The organism is Slackia exigua ATCC 700122, assembly GCF_000162875.1.
Taxonomy (GTDB): domain Bacteria; phylum Actinomycetota; class Coriobacteriia; order Coriobacteriales; family Eggerthellaceae; genus Slackia; species Slackia exigua.
Window position 1 is genome coordinate 557,117 of sequence record NZ_GG700631.1, and the last position, 16,714, is coordinate 573,830.

General features: G+C 64.1%; 13 protein-coding genes. 6 read left to right on the plus strand and 7 right to left on the minus strand.

The window, feature by feature from the left end; translation table 11 throughout:
• The first annotated feature begins 15 nt into the window (after window positions 1-15).
• A complete protein-coding gene (argB, locus tag HMPREF0762_RS08500) occupies window positions 16-984 on the plus strand; it encodes an acetylglutamate kinase (protein ID WP_006363265.1) in 969 nt (322 codons plus the stop codon).
• 9 nt (window positions 985-993) lie between these two features.
• Entirely contained in the window at window positions 994-2,286 is a 1,293-nt protein-coding gene (locus HMPREF0762_RS08505) for an aspartate aminotransferase family protein (protein ID WP_006363266.1), read from the plus strand.
• Window positions 2,287-2,448: 162 nt separating this feature from the next.
• Here the strand turns inward: HMPREF0762_RS08505 and HMPREF0762_RS08510 are convergent, their stop codons facing one another.
• The 3 genes from HMPREF0762_RS08510 to HMPREF0762_RS08520 form a co-directional block, all read right to left on the minus strand.
• Window positions 2,449-3,795, minus strand: a complete 1,347-nt coding sequence (locus HMPREF0762_RS08510) for a C1 family peptidase (RefSeq protein ID WP_169305438.1) — start codon at window positions 3,793-3,795, stop codon at window positions 2,449-2,451.
• 197 nt (window positions 3,796-3,992) lie between these two features.
• Window positions 3,993-4,586, minus strand: coding sequence for a cysteine hydrolase family protein (locus HMPREF0762_RS08515; RefSeq protein WP_006363268.1), 594 nt, complete (start codon window positions 4,584-4,586; stop codon window positions 3,993-3,995).
• A 151-nt stretch (window positions 4,587-4,737) separates the two neighbouring features.
• The gene (locus tag HMPREF0762_RS08520) at window positions 4,738-5,712 is read right to left on the minus strand and encodes a zinc ribbon domain-containing protein (protein ID WP_006363269.1); all 975 of its coding nucleotides are present in this window, start codon (window positions 5,710-5,712) and stop codon (window positions 4,738-4,740) included.
• 365 nt (window positions 5,713-6,077) lie between these two features.
• Between HMPREF0762_RS08520 and HMPREF0762_RS08525 the strand changes: the two genes are divergently transcribed.
• Window positions 6,078-7,559, plus strand: a complete 1,482-nt coding sequence (locus HMPREF0762_RS08525; RefSeq protein ID WP_006363271.1) for a DUF1846 domain-containing protein — start codon at window positions 6,078-6,080, stop codon at window positions 7,557-7,559.
• 25 nt (window positions 7,560-7,584) lie between these two features.
• On the opposite strand, the gene HMPREF0762_RS08530 is transcribed toward HMPREF0762_RS08525, so the two are convergent.
• The 3 genes from HMPREF0762_RS08530 to HMPREF0762_RS08540 form a co-directional block, all read right to left on the minus strand.
• Window positions 7,585-8,472 (minus strand): proline iminopeptidase-family hydrolase, encoded by an 888-nt coding sequence (locus tag HMPREF0762_RS08530; protein ID WP_040619491.1) that lies wholly within the window; start codon window positions 8,470-8,472, stop codon window positions 7,585-7,587.
• Window positions 8,473-8,575: 103 nt separating this feature from the next.
• Window positions 8,576-9,037 carry a MarR family winged helix-turn-helix transcriptional regulator gene (locus HMPREF0762_RS08535; RefSeq protein WP_006363273.1) on the minus strand — a complete coding sequence of 154 codons (462 nt, stop codon included), beginning with the start codon at window positions 9,035-9,037 and terminating at the stop codon, window positions 8,576-8,578.
• Between the two features lie 109 nt (window positions 9,038-9,146).
• The gene (locus tag HMPREF0762_RS08540; RefSeq protein ID WP_040619493.1) at window positions 9,147-9,686 is read right to left on the minus strand and encodes a glutathione peroxidase; all 540 of its coding nucleotides are present in this window, start codon (window positions 9,684-9,686) and stop codon (window positions 9,147-9,149) included.
• A gap of 314 nt (window positions 9,687-10,000) precedes the next feature.
• Between HMPREF0762_RS08540 and HMPREF0762_RS08550 the strand changes: the two genes are divergently transcribed.
• Together HMPREF0762_RS08550 and HMPREF0762_RS08555 are read left to right on the plus strand one after the other, a co-directional pair.
• Complete coding sequence (locus tag HMPREF0762_RS08550; RefSeq protein WP_006363276.1) at window positions 10,001-11,152, plus strand: hypothetical protein; 1,152 nt, start codon at window positions 10,001-10,003, stop codon at window positions 11,150-11,152.
• A gap of 9 nt (window positions 11,153-11,161) precedes the next feature.
• Window positions 11,162-12,238, plus strand: coding sequence for a metallophosphoesterase family protein (locus HMPREF0762_RS08555; RefSeq protein ID WP_006363277.1), 1,077 nt, complete (start codon window positions 11,162-11,164; stop codon window positions 12,236-12,238).
• Window positions 12,239-12,247: 9 nt separating this feature from the next.
• Here the strand turns inward: HMPREF0762_RS08555 and HMPREF0762_RS08560 are convergent, their stop codons facing one another.
• A complete protein-coding gene (locus tag HMPREF0762_RS08560) occupies window positions 12,248-14,824 on the minus strand; it encodes a tetratricopeptide repeat protein (RefSeq protein ID WP_006363278.1) in 2,577 nt (858 codons plus the stop codon).
• A 244-nt stretch (window positions 14,825-15,068) separates the two neighbouring features.
• Between HMPREF0762_RS08560 and HMPREF0762_RS08565 the strand changes: the two genes are divergently transcribed.
• On the plus strand, window positions 15,069-16,712 hold the full coding sequence (locus tag HMPREF0762_RS08565; protein WP_006363280.1) for a class I adenylate-forming enzyme family protein: 1,644 nt from the start codon (window positions 15,069-15,071) through the stop codon (window positions 16,710-16,712).
• The last annotated feature ends 2 nt before the right edge of the window (window positions 16,713-16,714 follow it).

The following is a 16,714-nucleotide window of genomic DNA, read 5'->3' on the forward strand; positions in this document are numbered from 1 at the left end:
ATCCAAGGGGGCACCATGCAATACGCTAAGGATATCGATCGCGCAGGCGGCGAAGAACGAGCGCACACGCTGATCCAGGGCCTGCCGTGGATCAAGAGCGCCACCGGCAAGACCATCGTCATCAAGTACGGCGGCGCCGCGATGGAGAATGCCGAGCTCATGACCAGCGTCATGACCGATATCCTGCTGCTGAAGCTCATCGGGGTCAATCCGGTCATCGTGCATGGAGGCGGCAAGGCCATCAACCGGATGCTCGCCGCTCTCGGCATAGAATCCGTCTTCGAAGGCGGTCTGCGCGTGACCGACGACGCCACGATGGATATCGTGCAGATGGTACTGAAAGGCCAGGTGAATTCCCAGCTCGTCAACGAGCTCAATCTGCATGGCAACATCGCCGTCGGCATGTGCGGAAACGATGCCGGAACGCTGAAAGCCGTACCCATATCGCCCGAACTCGGCCGCGTGGGACACATCGTCGAGGTCGATACGCGCCATGTCGAGGACCTGATCGAGGGAAACTACATTCCCATCATCGCGAGTCTCGCTGCGGCGGCCGATCCGCATGACGAGGGCGTGTTCAACATCAACGCCGACGTTGCAGCTGGAGAGATAGCCGCGGCCATCCACGCCCATAAGATCATCTTCCTCACCGACGTGGACGGCCTCTATGAAAACTATCCCGATCCGGGTTCCTTGATCGCAAGCATGACGCAGGAAGATGTCGAGGGCCTCATCGATTCCGGGAAACTCGCGAGCGGCATGATCCCGAAGATCCGAGCCTGCACGCACGCGCTTGGGGAAGGAATCCCGCGCGCGCATATCATCAACGGCACCATCCCCCATGCGCTTCTGCTCGAACTGTTGACCGACCAAGGCATCGGCACGATGATCGCCCGATCGGACAACGCGGACGACGCGAAACTGAAGCGCCACGCGCTCGCCGGCATCGCGACGCGCCTGATCGAAAACCTTCCCAAGGAATAGGAGCCTCTCATGAGCCTCTCTGAGCAGCAATCCCTCGAATCCGTCTACCTCATGCCGACATTCGCCCGCAAGCCGGTCGAGTTCGTCGGCGGATCGGGCATGACGCTGACCGACGACGAGGGAAAGACATACCTGGACTTCGTCGGCGGCATCGGCGTCATAAGCATCGGACACTGCAATCCCGTGCTGGCCGATGCGATAGCCGACCAGGCGCGCACGCTCATGCACGTGAGCAACTACTACTACATCGAAGGGCGCGGACAGCTCGCGCGCACGCTTTCCGACATGGCGAACGCAGGCTGCAAGTCCATAGGCGATGCTTCCATGAATGACGCGCCCGAATTCTCCATGACCGAGTCCAGAGCGTCATCAGAAAGCGCCTCCGCCGGGAATTGGCGCGTCTTCTTCTCCAATTCAGGAGCCGAGTCCAACGAATGCGCGATCAAGCTGGCGCGCCTGCATGCGAAGAGGGTCGGACTCGGCCCGCTCGTGGTCACGCTCGGCAACGGCTTCCACGGACGCACGCTCGCGACCCTCGCGGCCACGGCGCAGCCCGCCAAGCAGGAAGCTTTCCAGCCGTTGCCCGTAGGATTCATCGACACGCCCCTCAACGACGTCGGCGCGCTGCGAAAGCTTTTCGCCGCGCATGAAGGCGATATCTGCGCCGTCATTCTCGAGCCCATCCAGGGAGAATCGGGCGTACACCCCTGCACGGCCGCATTCATGCAGGAGGTCCGTGCGCTCACGAAGACTTCAAGCGCGCTCATGATCTGCGACGAGGTGCAATGCGGCATCTATCGCACGGGCCTACCGTTCGCGTTCCAGAATTTCGGCGTGATCCCCGACGTCATCACCATGGCGAAGGGGATCGGAGGCGGCATGCCCATGGGAGCCGTCGCTGCACGCGGCGATCTGGGGCTCACCTTCGCCCCGGGCGACCACGGAACGACCTTCGGCGGAAGCTGCCTGGCCGTGGCCGCGGCGAACGCGACGCTCGACTACATCCGGACGCAGAACGTGGGCGAGAACGCCGAAAAGGTCGGTGCCTATCTGCGTGAGCGGCTGGAAACGCTTCCCCACGTCAACGAGGTGCGCGGCATGGGGCTCATGAATGCCGTCGAATTCGACGGCGCGATCGATGCCCCGAAGCTCGCGCTCGCGGCGCTCAAGGGCGAGCCGGGACTCGTACTGAACTGCACCGATTCGCATACGCTGCGCTTCCTTCCGCCCCTGACCTGCACGCGCGAGAATGTCGATGCGCTCATCGACGGGCTGGCGAGGCTTCTGGAAAACCGTGCTTGAACAGGCGGTGCCCCAAGGTGTTGCGGCGCGTGCGCCGCGATGGCAGCCTATGGACCGGTCAGGCATGGCAAGGGGCGGCGGCTCGCAAGAACCGCCGCCCCTCATCTCTTCCCTAAGCATGTTATGCCGATTTCAGGCTTTGCACCCAGCTAGCTCCACGCTTTACGCCAGCGCGCCCAGCGGATCCCAAGGCGCGAGCACGATGGGTTCGGTCGACTCATAGGCCGTCCGGGCCTCGTCGGACAGGTACTTCTTGTCGACGACCACCTGGTAGACGTATTCGTCGAACCAGCTGTCGGCCAATGTGTCGAAGCCGTCCTTGCCGTGGTCCTTGCCCCAGCTGTTCTCGACCTTCCACAGCGACGGCGTGCCGTCGGCGTCCAGGTTCACGCCCTCGATCGTCATCGCGTGCGTCATGACCGACTCTCCGAAGTCCAGGCGGTCGGCCTTAGAGAAGCCGGCATCCACGTCGAAGCCGAACAGGCTGTCCGCATCCACGGACGTCAGGTCCATGATACCGTCGGCCTGCAGGAACGACTGGTCGACGTCGCATCCGAACCACACCGGAAGCCCGTCCTTGAGCTGTTTGATGGCGGCTTCCTTCAGCGCGGCGGGCTCCAGATTGACGTAGCGGACGCCGCCCGCCTCGACCACGTTGCCCAAACGATCGACCGTATAGGTGCGCCCGTAGGGCTTGTCCGCCGTCGGCGCGGAAATGACCGAGATGTAGTCGTCGAGGTTCATCTCGACGGTCTCGGCGAAGAATTCCTGGGGCGTGAACGATCCGGCGAGCACGAGCTTGTCGTCTTTGTCGCGCAGACGGACGCTGAAACGCGCGGGAGGCTCGCCCAGGCAGATGGTCAGCATGTCCTGGATATGCGCGAGCATCTCTTCCTTTTGGGCGCGCAGGGCATCCGTATCCGCGCCTCCGTCGTGGGCGCGACGCAGAACCGAAGCGCATTTCCTCAGATAGCGCGTCAGATACGCATCCATCTCATGCGTGTTTTTCGAGCAGGCGGTCTCGGGCATGGCTTCTTTGGGCACCGCGCCGTACTTCTTGACGAGCGCACGGAACATATCCCATTGCCCGCCGTCGCCGACAGGATCGGTCAGCAGGAAGGCCACCAGGCGGCCGTCGCGCGGCTCGTCGGCGGTATCGATGATGTTTTCCAGGAACCAGTTGCTCTTCTCGAGCTTGTCCCAGAACAGCGGGTAGGCCTGCGAGAATTCGAAGGTCTTCAGGCCGTATTTCCCGATGACGCGCGCACGCATCGTGTTGAGCGATGCGAACATCCAGCATCGGCCCGAGCGCTGCTGGTCGGTGCGATCGCCCTGCTTGACCTCGATGTCGAAGGTCGTGGTGTTTCGGGCGACGGCCTCGGGCACGCGCGCGGCCGCGCGGATGCCTTTGCTCGTGACGGCGTTCTTGGCGACGATATTCGCACGGTCGGCGGGAAACGCCTCTTTCGCGCGATCGATCAGTTCGAATGAAATAGCGGCATTCGGCATGAGCCGGCTCCTTTCTCGCATCGCGCCGACAGTGATGATGCGTCGGCGCTTCCCTTGACGCCCTGCACCATACCACGCGCGCAAGATTCCGCGCCGCCGACGCCTGCCCGACGCCGCGCTGCCGCCGGCGACGGCGCGGCGCGCGATCGTGCGACGAGGCATCGGGAGACGCGTGTGCGCATCGGCCGCAAGAACCGTCAGGCCAGGTAGCCGAGCACCGTTTCCGTCGAGACCACACGGCTGTCATAGCAGCGCGTGAAGTACTCGAGCCCCGCCTCCTGCGTGCCGATGAGGAACGTCGCGCAGGCATCCCCCGCGACGATCGTCTTGTACGTGCGGAAATACGCGCCTGCAAGCGTGTGCTGCACGCAGATGTTGGTATCCATGCCGAACACGATGAGCGTGTCCACGCCGAGCTCGCGCAGCGTCAGATCGAGATCGGTCTGGAAGAATCCGTCGTAGCGGCGCTTGGGCACGATGATGTCGGACGGCTGCAGGTCGAAATCCGCGAGCGGCTGGGCGGATTCGCTGCCTGCGACACCGTGGTCGCCCCAGAGCTCGAGTTCCGCATCGAAGCGGGAATCATGCGCATCGTCGGAGAAGATAACGGAAACGCCCTTCGCGCGCGCCGCCTTCACGATGCGCACAGCATTCGCCGCCGCCGCTTCCGTGCCGGGCGTCGGCCCTTCGCACCCACCGAGGATATCCACCACGACCACGGCGCAACGAGCCAGGTCGACCTTGTCGGACTGCTGCCATGGCGTCTCTTGCGCCACCGGTACGTATGCCATTGCTCTTTCTCCTTATCGAACTATTCGAACCATTCGGACATCCAGGAACCGGCAAAGAAGCCGGAACTGCCGGGCCGAAACCGCCGGAAGGCCGCCGATCGGTCGCCGTCCGGGCCTTTCCCTCAACCCGCACGACACCGCACCGGCGCCGTCACGAGGCCGATCCCCCGAGCGGATGGCCGCTCACGGCCTGCCAGGCGTCTTCGACCGAAGACCCGAGATCGCATCCGAGCACGCGTGCGAACAGCCCGCTTCCGATGCCTTCGTCGGTGGCCGCCATGCAATAGGCCGTTCCATCGGATATCCTGCATGTGACCAGGAATTTCTTACCCGAGCTCGCCTCTGCGACGGCGACGACGGAATCATCGTCGGGACGGATGGAATCGACGATCGCGAGCGGACACAGCCCCCGAAGCGCATCCGATGCCGTCCCGTATCCGGGGCTCGTCAGCACGAATGCGGCATTCAAGCCGGTCATCGGGACGCCGGAGGCGAGAGCGCCCTTCGGCGCGGGCGAGAAGCCGCGGCCATGATCGTTCGCCGGCACGACGAGGCCGAAATTCGCGCCGTCGCTGCGCGCCCACCCCGCAAGCGCATCGTCGTACGCATACCCCTGCGCATCGAGCAGCGCAGCGAAATCCGTTCCCGTCATGCGGGCGACGGCGGAAAGCGTGACGTGCCCCGATGCGTTCACGTCGGCAGCAGGATCCTCGGGAGACGGCGCAGATGCGGCATCGCCGCGGGATACGCCGGCCGATGCGTCGTCCGTCTTCCGCGGTTTGCCCGCCGCGTCAGGCGACGACAGCCCGCCTTCCTCTGCAGAATCGGGCTTGGACATGGAATCCGCCGGCGCCGGCAACCCCGAGAGCGCCGAGTCCGTGCCGGACGGACCGGGATCGCCCTCGCCCGCATCGTGGCGAGCCCCCAGCACCATGAACGCCACGGCCAGCATCAGCACGACCGCGGAGGCCGCGATGAGAACCGCGCGGCGGCGGCGATGGTCGGCAGGAAGCATGCGCGAGAGCATGGTCTGCCGCGCATGGGCGGGACGCTCGAACGTATGGCCGCAGTTGTAGCAGCCTCGAGCCCCCTCTTCCGCCTCGACCCCGCATTCGGGACATTTCATCGCGCATCAGCCCTTCTGCCGAACGTTCTCGTCCTGTGCCGAATATAGCATACGCGCCTGACGGCCACGGCCGGCCCGCGGCGGGCGCGCCCCATGCGCCACATAACGTCGACATACGCATAATGCCTGGTGAATTTCCTATCTGCACGTCGGCGCCCCCTGCCGTCCCGCACATCAGGCGAAATCTTTCGGCATTCCGACGATTCGTTCGACCGGGCAGCCCCGCCCCTCTATAATCGGCATGTCGCGCTCGCGCCCCCGGCGCCGGGCCGCACCGCGAGACGCGACCGAAAAGCCTTCGGGGCCGCCGCCCCTCGGGAAGAAGCCTCGGCGCCGGATGGCGCCCGGAAAGGGGAACGCACGCCATGCAGATCGGATTCGACAACGACCGCTATATCGATATCCAAGCGAAGCGCATCCGCGAACGCATCGGGGAATTCGGCGGCAAGCTCTATCTTGAATTCGGCGGCAAGCTTTTCGACGACTACCATGCCTCACGCGTGCTGCCCGGCTTCGAGCCCGACAGCAAGCTGCGCATGCTCAAGGCGCTCGTCGACGACGTGGAGATCATCCTCGCCATCAATGCGAACGACATCGAGCGCGACAAGGTGCGCGGCGATCTGGGCATCACCTACGACGAAGACCTGCTCCGTCTCGTGGACATCTTCCGCGACATGGGCTTTTTCGTGGGCAGCGTCTGCATCACGCGCTATACCGGCCAGCCGAACGCCGCCGCGTTCCGCGCACGCCTTTCGACGCTCGGCATCAAGTGCTACGTGCACGGACCCATCGCCGGCTACCCGCACGCCATCGACCATATCGTGAGCGACGAGGGATACGGCACGAACGACTACATCGAGACCCAGCGCCCGCTGGTCGTCGTCACCGCCCCCGGTCCCGGCAGCGGCAAGATGGCGACCTGCCTCTCCCAGCTCTACCACGAGTATCGCCGCGGCGTGAAGGCGGGATACGCCAAGTTCGAGACCTTCCCCGTCTGGAACCTCTCGCTCGACCATCCCGTGAACATCGCCTATGAGGCTGCGACGGTCGATCTGGGCGACGTCAACGCGATCGACCCCTTCCATCTGGAATCCTACGGGGTCTCGGCGGTCAACTACAATCGCGACATCGAGGTCTTCCCCGTGCTCAAGGCCGTCATGGAGAAGATCATGGGCACCTGCCCGTACAAATCGCCCACCGACATGGGCGTGAACACGATCGCTTCGGCCATCATCGACGACGATGCCGTGCGCTCCGCCTCTGAGAAGGAGATCGTGCGCCGCTACTTCAAGGCCGCGGCGGCCATGCGCCGCACCGGATCGGGCGAAGAGGAGACCGCGAAGCTCGACTTCCTCATGCGCAAGGCCGGCATCGACACGAACCTCTCCCCCGCCCACAGCGCCGCCCTGCTCAAGGCGGAGACGAGCAGCGGACAGGCGGGCGCCATCGAGCTGCCCGACGGGCGCGTCGTGACCGGCAAGACCTCCGCGCTGCTCAACGCGCCGTCGTCGGTGCTGCTCAATGCCCTGAAAGCGCAGGCGGACATCGCCGATGACATCTACGTGATCAGCAACGACGCACTCAAGCCCATCTGCTACCTGCGCACCGAGCGCCTCGGCCACAAGAACCCGCATCTGCACCCGAACGAGACCCTCATCGCGCTTTCGGTGAGCTCGCTCACCAATCCCCTGGCCGCCACCTGCATCGAAGCGGCGGAGGGCCTGCGCGGGTGCGACGCGTACTTCTCGTCCATCATCACCGACGAGGACGAGCGCCTCTACCGCTCGCTCGGCATCAACGTCTGCTGCGAGCCTCGCTACGAGACCAAGCGCTCCGACTTGGATTAGAGCCGAAAGGCGCGCCTTATGCGCCTTATTCGTGACGGCTGATGAACTCCTCGACGGCGGCCATGTATTCCTTGCCGTGCGTCGCATTGCCGACATGCGCCGCACCCTGGATGAGCGTCCATTCGCAGTTCGGAATGAGGTCGTAGCCTTCCTTGACGACCAACGGCGACGCCTCGTCGTTGGTGCCAGACAGCATCATGGTCGGCACCTTGATGTTCTTGACGTCCTCGCGGATATCGAAATCGCGCATCTTGCCGGTGACGACGAATTCGCTCGCGCCCTGCATGACCATGTAGCATTCGCCGACGTTCTCTTCGCTGAATGCTTCTTGGACGTAATCGGGCCAGGGTTCGACGCCGACGACATGGCGTCGGTAGTATTCCATGTACGCGGCCTTCGCGGCAGGCGTGTCGTAATCGCCCGTGCGCTCGGCTTCGGCAATGGCTTCCTGCATGTCCTTCGGCATGTATTCGATCAGGCGATTCGCTTCGGAAAGCCAGGTTGCGATATTGACCGGCGATCCATTGATGACCATGGAGCGAATTCCTGCATCGTCCTTGCAGGCGCACATCATCGCGAGCATGCCGCCCCAGGAATTGCCGAACAGGTGGAAATCGTCGAGCCCGAGCGCATCGCGCATCGTATAGAACTCGTCGATCCACAGATCGTAGCCGTAGAAGTCGTCGTCCTGGTGCGGGATGTTCGACTTGCCGCACCCGATCTGGTCGTAGAAGATGATCTGACGGCCGTAGAGGTCGGCCATGTCGCGGTAGTTCAGCAGATAGAGATGCGTATCGCCCGGACCTCCGTGGAGGATGAGCAGAGGCTTCTTCCCCGACCGGCATTCGCCGTAGATCTCGTAGTACGTCTTGAAGCCCCGATAATCGACGTAACCGCTGCGCATTTCCGCCATGGCGCGCTCCTTCGACATGCGGCCGCGCGGTGCCGGGAATTCCCCGAAACCGCCTCGTCCGCGGCTGATGAGAATCGCCCTTGATTATACGATGCCGTACAGCCTACTCGGATGCACGCACGTTTTCGATGACCTTCTCGAGCAGTTTGTGCAGCTGAACGGCGTCTTCGGTATCCAAACCGACGCATCGGCCCATCTCGGGAGGCACGTTCATGGCCGTGGCGCGCAGATCCCGGCCTTCCTGCGTGATGGTCACGACCACCTTGCGCTCATCCTTATCGGAACGTTCGCGCTCTATCAGGCCCTTGGCCTCCATCTTCTTGAGCAGCGGCGTCAACGTGCCCGAATCGAGGAAGAGCCGCTCGCCGAGCTCCTTCACCGTGATCGTTTCCTCTTCCCACATCACCATCATGGCGATGTACTGGGTATACGTCAGGTCGAGGTCCTTGAGCATGGGCGTGTAGCGACGCACGACCTCCTTCGAGGCGGCGTACAGGGGAAAGCACAGCTGATTGCTCAAAAGCAGGGGGTCGAAACGACGATCGGTTTTGGAATCGCAGGTCATGACGGGCCTTTCTCGTAGGTGCCCACATACGCGGAAGGCGAGCCTTCCCGGCCGAGGCCGTTCGGATCCGCTTCGCATATGGTCCCGGCGCCGGGATGCGGAAAACGGGTTAGAGAATCGCGGCGACGGCGGATGCGACGTCGTCCATCTTGGCGGTGGGCTCGAAGCGGGCGATAACCTCTCCTTTGCGGTTGATCAGGAACTTCGTGAAATTCCACTTGATGTAGGCCTTGTCGCCGAATTCCTTGTCGACCGACTTGGAGACCCTGTTCATCACGACCGCCTTCAGGCCGTTGAATCCCTCGAACGGCTTCTCGGCGGCGAGGGCGACAAAGAGCGGATTGGCGTTCTCGCCATTGACCTCGGTTTTCTTGAACTGCGGGAATTCGGTGCCGAATTTCATCGTGCAGAACCGATGGATCTCGTCGTCGGATTCGGGCGCCTGGTTGGCGAACTGGTTGCAGGGGAAATCGAGTATTTCGAACCCTTTGTCGCGATACTTCGCATAGAGGGCCTCGAGATCTTCGTACTGAGGGGTGAAGCCGCAGCCCGTGGCCGTGTTCACGATGAGCAGGACCTTGCCCTCGTAATCCTTCAGAGAGACCTCTGATCCGTCTTGGGCGGTGACCGTGTAATCGTAGCAGCTCATCGTGGCTCCTTCTTTCATATGCGCCGAGCGATATTTGAATTTGAAACGATTCAATTGTATGCAATTATTCTAAAGCGTCAAGCGGTTCTTGGAAATTATTCTCGCGCGCCCGCACTCGTCGTCCGCCCTTCGCCGGGCATCGGCGCATCGGAAACGGGAGCGTTCATGACCTGTGTATAATCGGGAGCATCCGGGGCGTCCGGATGCAGATCGCCGCCGAACGCGCCGCAGGGTCGCGCTGCACGCGCGAGCCCGAGGCATCGCCGCACCGTGCGCAACCCGCTTCGCCATCGCATCGTCCGAAGGAGAGCCCCATGGCAGACGCACCGAACCAGGGAACGCCTTTCGATCAAGGCCAAAACGTCCCTCCGGCACCTGACGCGGTTCCCTATCCTCCTGCCGGAGCCTATGCGGCCCCTCAGCCGCAGCAGCCCTATGGGGCGGCGCCCGCCGATCCGGCATCCGCCGGATACCATGCCGCAGGCCCGGCATCGCCTTACGCGCAGGCGTACCAGCAGCCCTATGGGCAAGGCTTCAACCAGCAGCCCTGCAGCCAGGGTTTCGGTCCGCAGCCGTACGGCCAGCCGACCCCGCCGAGCGCCGGCCCTGCCCAGGAAACCGGCACCGGGCTGTTCGTCCTCAGCATCGTCGGTTTGATCCTTTCGCTCATCGCCCTCAGCATCCCGGGGCTCATCTGCGACATCGTCGCGCTCGCGAAGGCCTCGGCGGCGGAAAGGGCCGGACGCGCCACATCCAAGACGAAGCCCACCAAGATCATCGGCATCATCGGCATCGTCGTCGGCTCTGTCGTCACCGTTTTCGCGCTCGTCATGGCGCTTATCTTCGGCGCGCTCGGGGCGGCCCTCATCTCGGCCGAGCAGAGCGGCGCGCTCGACGATGCGCTCGATGAGATAACAAGCGACCTCGACGCGGATCTGAACGGCGGCGTATACGGCTCCCATTCGCCCATCCCCGCCAACGTCGATCTTCAGTGGATCGGCGGGGACGGCGTCGGATACCTCGACATCCCCGAATCCTGGATGCCCTTCCAAGACGTCACCCTGGATGAAGAGGCGGCGAGCGGCGTCATCGCCTACTGCGATCCCGACACCTCCTACGTCTCCCCTCGGTACGGCGGCGTCGAATACTCGACCATCGTGAGCATGTCCGGTTTCTACTCGAGCAAAGAGGATATGGCCGCGCAAGTCGTGTCGTACAACGAAACCCAGGGCATGTATACCGGCGTCAAGCAGAGCGCGACGGTCGTCGGCGGACGTGACGCCATCATGGTCGCGTCCTCGTATATCGGAGACGATCCCGCTGACGACAAAGCCTATCGCGAGTACTTCATCGACTATGCCCGGGGCGAATGCACCTATATCTGCTTCGAGGCGTCGCCCGACGATATCGACGAGGTGTCGAGCTACGTGCAGACCTACGTTCCCTCCAAGCCCGCGAACGCGTAAGACCGCCGCATGACCGTCTATCTGACCGGGGACACCCACGGGCATTTCGAGCGCGTCGCGCGCTTCTGCGAAGCCTACGGGCTCACGTCCGACGATGTCGTGATCATCCTCGGCGATGCCGGCGTCAACTATTTCGGCGAAGGCTCGGCCCGCGACCGTGCGTCGCGCGCGCTGCTCGGCGGACTCGCCCCGACGTTCTTCTGCATCCACGGCAACCATGAGATGCGCCCGCAAAGCCTTTCCTGCTATCGCGAGGCTTCATGGCGCGGCGGCACGGTGTTCGTCGAAGACGCCTGGCCGAACCTCCTCTTCGCGAAAGACGGCGAACTGTTCGATTTCGACGGCGTGCGCGCCTTCGTCGTCGGCGGCGCCTACAGCATCGACAAGCGCACGCGTCTGAAGGCGGGTCTGCGCTGGTTTTCCGACGAGCAGCCCGACGAAGCCACGAAGCGCCTGGTCGAGGAGCGGCTTGAAGAGATCGGATGGGATGTGGACGTGATGATCACCCATACCTGCCCGTTCCATCTGGAACCGCGCGAGGTCTTCGTCGCCGGCGTCGATCAGTCGATGGTGGACACGTCGACCGAAAAATGGCTCGACGATATCGAGCGCCGCCTTTCCTATCGACAATGGTATTGTGGGCATTTCCATACATCGAAGCAGGTCGGATCGTTTCGCATCATGTTCGAGGACTGGGATGTCCTCTGGCCGCACGGCGGCATCTCGTTCGATCCGGCGCGCTACGGGGCCGCGACCGAACCGGACCGCCGCACGCCCGCCCAGCTGGCACGCGACCTGGATATAGACGTCGATATCGTGCGCAAGGCGCTGGCCGAGGCCGACGGGCTGCATAAGGATGCCCGGGGCGTCGAAGTCTGTCGGGAAACGCGCGTCGGCACGTTCATCGGACGTCGTTTCTGGGAAAGGACCCATCCTGAAGACTTCCCCTACGGGCAGTGCGAGTCCTGCCGCCGCTGGTTCATGAAGCGCAGGCTCCGCATCGCCGATATCGAAGGCACGCCCGAGGAAGACCAGCCCCTCGTCTGCCCCGACTGCCACTTCGGCATCGGGAGGCATGCGGGCTAGCGGCCCGCTCTACCCTCCGGCGACGGAATCGTCCCGGTCGCCGAGCCCTTCGCCGACCGCGTCCGCCACGGGCGCGTCGGCCGCCGCGGTATCGGAATCCCCCTGCCCATGCGCGCGTTCGAACGTCGATACGAGCGATCGCGCCACGGAGAAGATCACGTCGCTACCCGAGAATTCCGCCAATACCGAAACCAGCGCATGCGCCGGCAAGATCAGATTCGCGTCGAGCAGCGCGATGGCTGCGCCCACGATGCGGGATACCGCCTCCTGCGGCGGAATGTCGCGCAAGCCCGCACGCCGCAGGACGGCGTCGCGCTCGCGTTCGGGGAAAACCTCTTCTCGGCCCATCTCGCCCATGAGCTCGCGCATCTCTTCGCGCGCAGTGCCCGCGACCGGCCCTTGGGATCCTACGGTCTGATACAGCGCCAACGCGTGATCGAGCTTGCCGTTCTGCCAGAGCGCGAATGCGAGACGGTACTTCACGACCTGACGCTCCTCGGCGCTCACGCACACGGCGATCGCCTTGCGCAGAATCTCCTCGGACCTCTGGAAATCCCCCGCCTCGACGACGGCGTTGACGAGCTCGAGATACGATCGGACCGTAGAGGGCGACATGCTGACCAGCGCTTCCGCTCGCCCAATCGACCCCTCGGCATCGCCCATCGACCGATAGATCCGCGAGAGGTGCAGCGTGGCATCGTACACGGAATCGGGCACGTTGACGAAGCGTTCGCCGTCGTTCGACGTCATCAGCCCGACGATCTCGCGCCCGGCAAGATCCTGGCAGTACAGAGGCGTGCGTCCGTCTTCGAGATCGACCGGTGCCTGGTCGAGAATCTCTTCGAGAAGCGCGCTCGCCACGAGCGGGGAATCCTCCGCATCCTGCACGGCTTCCCAGACGCGCGCCTTCGCCAGCCGCTCCCCATCGGTTTCGAGGAATATATCCAGGTCGCGGACCTTGTCGGCATGCAGGAGGCTTTTCGCCTCTTCGGGAATGGGACGATCGTCGACGGCTATGTCGACACGACGGGCGCCGAGATCGACGTCGACGGGATCGACGAGGCGCAGCGCTCCGGACGCATCGAAGGCGACATGGCATTCAACCGGGCGCACGAGGTTGATGAGGCTCGGAGCGTCCCAGGTCAGCTCTTCGGATGCGATCTCGTCGAGGCGAGGCCCCGTCGTGCAGACCGGCATGAACGACAGGCGGTCGAACGACATCGAGAGCTCGACCTCGTCGGTTTCGCGCGCTGCGGGCCCGCTCGCGCTCACCACCGCTTTCATGATGCCGACGCTCGATGTGAAGGCGCAGGCGGCGAGCAGCGCCGAGAGACGGACCGCATAGGCCGATCGAGCCCAGTTTCGGTTCTCGGACACGTCGGTCCAGGTTCCGCGCGCCCCATCGCCCCGTGCGCCGGATGCGCCGTGCGACGACCGCACGAACCAGCGGTCGGGAAACGCCTCGGCATCGGGAAGCGAGCACCGTATGGCGAAGATACCGGAGGCGGCATCGCAGTCGAATGAATATCCCATGCGAAACGGCAGCGCCAGCCTCTCGACGGCGCTCGCGAACCGCATGCGCACGTCCCATTCCCCGCCCTTCGCGCAGGAATGCCCGTACAGCTCGGAAAGCCCGTAGCCCTCATCGCCCTTGCGGGCGACCTCGAGGATGCTCTGGCAGATGCTGCGGATGCAGCGCCAGTCTTCGATGCAGCACGCGCCCTCGTCGAAAAGCGATGCCATGCCCGCCCCGTCGATCGCGCGCGCCGCAAGCCCGATGAGGCGCAGGCGATTCAGCGCCCCTTCGACCGCCAGGACGGTCGCCATCTCCTGATCATCCAGCTCGTCGTAGACATGGATCCAGGAAAGCCCGGTGAGCCAGATGAGCCCGAGACGAAGATCGTGCCGAGCGGCGATGGGCCTGATGCGCCGAGCGCCGGCGGCGAGAAGCGCCTCGGAGGCGTAGCGTTCGAAACCGCTGACCGAAGCGGAATCGTAGGGACGCAGCGCGAAGGCGTCAAGAACGTCGGGCAGGGGCAGCGCCGGCGGCAGGGCATCCTCGAGGATGCCGGCGATCGTGGCCGCATCGCCCGCCTGGGACGCGCGTTCGCGCGGAAGATGCACATATGCGAGGAACGACACGCCCAGAAACGTGCGTACGTCATAGAACCCTTGGTCGTAGGGACCGATTTCCATATAGGAATCCCGGAAGCGCAGCAGCGTGCCCGTGGCGCCGGCGCTCACTTCGTAGCCGCCGACCGGCAGCATGTCGGACCCGGCCGTCGAGCGGATGAGCACGCTGCCGTCGCCGCGGCCGACGAGTCCGGACAGCACCAGGTCGGGCGTGCGCGCAGGCCGCGCAGCCAGGGGCTCGTCGCACGCGTAGGCGCAGTTGCCCGCATCGAGCCAGGCCAGAAGCATGCCCTCGCGCTTGCCCGTCATCTCCATCAGATAGCCCCATCCCCCTTCGGGCTGGCGGCACCCATTCCAGACGACGGCATAGGACTTCGCCGGATCCTGACCGGGAACCGGCAGGATGCTCTGGTATTTTCCCAGCACGGATAGCTTGATCGCGCGTTTGGGCATGAAGGCACCTTCTCTATGCGTCTTGGAATGCACGGATTCCCATTGTGGCAGAAATCAACCGACGATGGAAACCGGCGGCCGCGGCCGTCTGCGCCTCGCCGCACGGCTATACTGGTTCACCACCTGCACGGAGTCGCCGCGCGGCTCAGGGGATGGCGAAGCCGGCCGCAGGGAAGGCGGCTCGCGCCGAGCCCGAGCGCGCCGACACGGCAGGCAGCGCCGACGTCTAGAATCGAGAAGACCTATGCCCATCACCGATTTCCTCACGAAGAACGCCGCCTTCTATCCGGACGACGTCGCGCTCGTCGAGGTGAATCCCCGGATTCGCGAGGGACGCGGAACGTCGTGGCTGGAATACGACCTGGTCGAAACCAGCCCGGCCAAGCGATATCGCCGTGAAATGACCTGGCGCGTCTTCAACGAGCATGCGAACCGCTTCTCGCATCTGCTCCTCGATGCCGGCGTCACGCGCGACAGCAAGGTGGCCATCCTGCTCATGAACAGCCTGGAGTGGCTTCCCGTCTACATGGGGACGCTCAAGAGCGGCGCCATCGCGGTCCCGCTCAACTACCGCTATGCCGCAGACGAGATCAAGTACTGCCTGGAGCTCGCCGAGGTGGACACGCTTGTGTTCGGCGAGGAATTCATCGGGCGCATCGAAGACATCGTCGACGATATCCCGCAGGTCAAGCGTCTCTATTACGTCGGCGAGCGCTGCCCTGGCTTCGCCGAGAGCTACGATGCGCGCATCGGCCACTTCACGCCCGAGGAGCCGCGCGTGCGCATCGAGGACGCCGATTTGGGCGCGATCTATTTCTCGAGCGGCACGACGGGCTTCCCGAAGGCCATCCTCCATCGGCATGCGAGCCTCATGCGCGCCGCCGTCACCGAGCAGAAGCACCATGGCCAGACCCATGACGACAATTTCCTCTGCATCCCGCCGCTCTATCACGTCGGTGCCAAGATGCATTGGATGGGAGGGCTGGTCAAAGGTGCGAAGGCCGTCATTCTGCGCGGCGTGCGCCCCGATTGGATCCTGCGGACCGTGTCCGAGGAGCAGTGCACGATCGTCTGGCTGCTGGTGCCGTGGGCGCAGGACATCCTGGACGCGATCGATGCCGGCGAGGTCGACCTCGCCGATTACCGCCTCGACCAGTGGCGCCTCATGCATATCGGCGCGCAGCCCGTTCCACCGAGCCTCATCAGGCGTTGGAAGTCGGTCTTCCCCCATCATCAGTACGACACCAACTACGGCCTGTCCGAAGGCATCGGACCCGGCAGCGTGCACCTCGGCATCGAGAACATCGACCACGTGGGCGCGATCGGCAAGGCCGGATACGGCTGGCAGGCGGAAGTGCGCGCGGACGACGGCAGCGTCGTCGAAGCCGGATCGGGCGACGTGGGCGAGCTCTGCCTCAAAGGAGACGGCGTGATGGTCTGCTATTACAACGATCCGCAGGCGACCGCGGAAGCGCTGCGCGACGGCTGGCTCTACACCGGAGACATGGCCGAGGTGGACGCCGACGGATTCATCTGGCTCGTCGACCGCCGCAAAGACGTCATCATCACCGGCGGCGAGAACATCTATCCGGTGCAGATCGAGAACTACCTGCGCACCAACGACGCCGTCAAGGACGTCGCGGTCATCGGCCTGCCCGACCCGCGCCTCGGGGAAATCGCCGCCGCCGTGGTCGAGGTCAGGCCCGGCCATGCGCTTTCCGAGGACGACCTGGCGGAGTTCTGCGCCGCGCTGCCGCGCTACAAGCGTCCGCGCCGCTACATCTTCGCCGACGTGCCGCGCAACCCCACCGGCAAGATAGAGAAACCGCTGCTCCGCAAGACCTACGGCGGCTTCGATCGCCTGGTGGAGCTCGAGAACAACGAATAGGA

Excerpts from the sequence above, each read along its gene's own strand:
- argB (WP_006363265.1), top strand. The coding sequence starts at position 16 with ATGCAATACGCTAAGGATATCGATCGCGCAGGCGGCGAAGAACGAGCG.
- HMPREF0762_RS08505 (WP_006363266.1), top strand. The coding sequence starts at position 994 with ATGAGCCTCTCTGAGCAGCAATCCCTCGAATCCGTCTACCTCATGCCG.
- HMPREF0762_RS08510 (WP_169305438.1), bottom strand. The coding sequence starts at position 3,795 with ATGCCGAATGCCGCTATTTCATTCGAACTGATCGATCGCGCGAAAGAG.
- HMPREF0762_RS08515 (WP_006363268.1), bottom strand. The coding sequence starts at position 4,586 with ATGGCATACGTACCGGTGGCGCAAGAGACGCCATGGCAGCAGTCCGAC.
- HMPREF0762_RS08520 (WP_006363269.1), bottom strand. The coding sequence starts at position 5,712 with ATGAAATGTCCCGAATGCGGGGTCGAGGCGGAAGAGGGGGCTCGAGGC.
- HMPREF0762_RS08525 (WP_006363271.1), top strand. The coding sequence starts at position 6,078 with ATGCAGATCGGATTCGACAACGACCGCTATATCGATATCCAAGCGAAG.
- HMPREF0762_RS08530 (WP_040619491.1), bottom strand. The coding sequence starts at position 8,472 with ATGGCGGAAATGCGCAGCGGTTACGTCGATTATCGGGGCTTCAAGACG.
- HMPREF0762_RS08535 (WP_006363273.1), bottom strand. The coding sequence starts at position 9,037 with ATGACCTGCGATTCCAAAACCGATCGTCGTTTCGACCCCCTGCTTTTG.
- HMPREF0762_RS08540 (WP_040619493.1), bottom strand. The coding sequence starts at position 9,686 with ATGAGCTGCTACGATTACACGGTCACCGCCCAAGACGGATCAGAGGTC.
- HMPREF0762_RS08550 (WP_006363276.1), top strand. The coding sequence starts at position 10,001 with ATGGCAGACGCACCGAACCAGGGAACGCCTTTCGATCAAGGCCAAAAC.
- HMPREF0762_RS08555 (WP_006363277.1), top strand. The coding sequence starts at position 11,162 with ATGACCGTCTATCTGACCGGGGACACCCACGGGCATTTCGAGCGCGTC.
- HMPREF0762_RS08560 (WP_006363278.1), bottom strand. The coding sequence starts at position 14,824 with ATGCCCAAACGCGCGATCAAGCTATCCGTGCTGGGAAAATACCAGAGC.
- HMPREF0762_RS08565 (WP_006363280.1), top strand. The coding sequence starts at position 15,069 with ATGCCCATCACCGATTTCCTCACGAAGAACGCCGCCTTCTATCCGGAC.